Annotated in this window: 2 protein-coding genes; one reads left to right on the forward strand and one right to left on the reverse strand. The window is 62.5% G+C overall.

The annotated features are described in order from the left end of the window. Positions 1-368: 368 nt before the first annotated feature. Entirely contained in the window at positions 369-563 is a 195-nt protein-coding gene (locus CHB74_RS22325; protein ID WP_218821486.1) for a hypothetical protein, read from the forward strand. A 378-nt stretch (positions 564-941) separates the two neighbouring features. On the opposite strand, the gene CHB74_RS21370 is transcribed toward CHB74_RS22325, so the two are convergent. Next, complete coding sequence (locus tag CHB74_RS21370; protein WP_245843153.1) at positions 942-1967, reverse strand: hypothetical protein; 1026 nt, start codon at positions 1965-1967, stop codon at positions 942-944. Positions 1968-1971: the final 4 nt, after the last annotated feature.

Here is a 1971-nt window from a genome sequence, read left to right on the forward strand (position 1 = left end):
ACGGTCGGACGGTATTACGGGAACGCGCTGAATTCCCCGACTCGTGATGAATCCATGAGTCGCGGCCGGCGCATCCACAGCCTAACTTTCTATCTTTATTTCTAAAGGAATTAACGGCGCCTGCGGCGCTTCTCCCTTTTATGAAAAGATTGAAGGGGCAGGGAAGGCCATCGGCAAGCACCGAACACAATGGCAAGGCCCAGTGCCCGATGTCGCACGAGCATAGAGCATCCAGAGGATGGCATTCAACATCCGCTGCCGAACCGTGCATCACTCGCCTCCCGATCAATCAGCGAGACAACATTCGACAATGCGCACCCGAAGCTGATCCCATCATCTTGGCTACCCGGGCTTGATCCCCGCGGACGATGGCGGACGAGATCCCGGTTCACCTCTTCCTGTCGCCTGACCTGCCTCATCACTGGGTCCCCCTCGACGCCTTCGAAGGAGTCGAATATCGGCGAGCGCAGATCGAAGTCCAAACTCTCGAGGGCCTGTTGGAAGCTTGGATCTACCTTGATGCTGAGCGTCTGCCATCGGACGGGCATCCAAACGGTATCTAGCTTTCCACAGCGATCAACCTCGCGGCGCTTATGGTCACACGTTCTGCTGGTGCAGCACTCGCGTGAAATCACCTCGTTCGATCAGCTTGTGAGATGTAGGGTACATACCGCCGAAGTCAGGGTGCTTTATATCCAGCATGTCCCTCAAAATCGGAACAAACCGAGAAATAGCCCTGAAACGCCGCCAGGGCCTCACCAGGCGCTTCTGGGCGTTCTGACATCCCTTACTCATGAATAGCGTCAAATCGCTCTGTACGGGCTTCTGGCTGGGGCGCATTTTGGGTCAATTGCCACAAGTTTGTGATCAAAATCAGGGCGCACATGATTCTGAACGCCACTTGCTCCCACCGCAAATTCGCGTTTGATTCGCAGCACCTGTCATGGCGACGAAAGCTTTGTTCCGCGCGCGCTTGTAAGCAGCTTGTCGATGGCGGCCATTTCCTCATCAAATGCATCGAAAGCCACGGCGAGATTCCGGCTCGCGGGTAGGGGAGGGGGCTCCTTCGCCGGACGGCCACGCTTGGAGGCTGCATAGCCGAATTCGACCGCAAGGTCTGGTGGCAGAAACAGCCGCCAGCTGCGCCGCTGGGTAATCTCGACCAGAAGATCCGCAGCGACGGCCCGCTCCAGCAGCTTGCTCGCGCCGGCGACGCTGAGGGCCAGCGCATCGGCAACCCCCTGGGGCGATAGCAGCGGGCGATGATGCGTGAGCGCGAGCAGCCGGGGGAGGGCGCCCGGACGGAACGCGTCGACGATCGCGCGCTGGGCGTTGCGATGGTATTTCTCCAGCTCGTGAAGCCGTTCCAGACCCTCGCGCGCCGATCGTTCGAGCGCCCGCAACGCCGCCAGCCAATCATCGGTGTCGGGTTTCCGCTTCAGCCGGAACGCCTTGGCGCCGCCGGCGAGGCAGGGGAGGGCGCTCGCGGAGAGGCCGCCATCGCGCAGCGCGAACGGCAGGCCGAGCCAGGGCAGGATGCCGCCATCCGCCAGCGCGTGCTGGCGGACCTGGTCGAGTGCGCGGACGAGGGCAGGGTGCTGCGTGGCACCCGCCGGCGCGCCGATGGCGGTGGGCAGCGCATCGCGCCAGGCGAGCGGGTCGGGATCGGCGAGGGCCGCGGCCCACGCATCGAAGCGGTCGAACAGGTCGAGGGTGGTCGAGCGCAGCGGCCGGCCGGGGATCTGGAGCCCGCAGCCCCAGGAAAAAGCGTCGATCTCGTCGACCTCGGCGGATTGCAGTTGCAGTGCCCGCGCATAGCCCGACCAACTTGCCCGCCGGTTCCAGGCCGAGGCGACGGAACTGACGGAAATTCGGGCATCGAGGCGAGAAATGGACGCGGTGCAAGACGCTATGGCTGCCGCCATTTTTGGGGTATAATCGGGACCATAAGAGGCGGGCGAGGGCATGTCA

Source organism: Edaphosphingomonas laterariae, from assembly GCF_900188165.1.
Classification (GTDB): Bacteria; Pseudomonadota; Alphaproteobacteria; order Sphingomonadales; family Sphingomonadaceae; genus Sphingomonas_E; species Sphingomonas_E laterariae.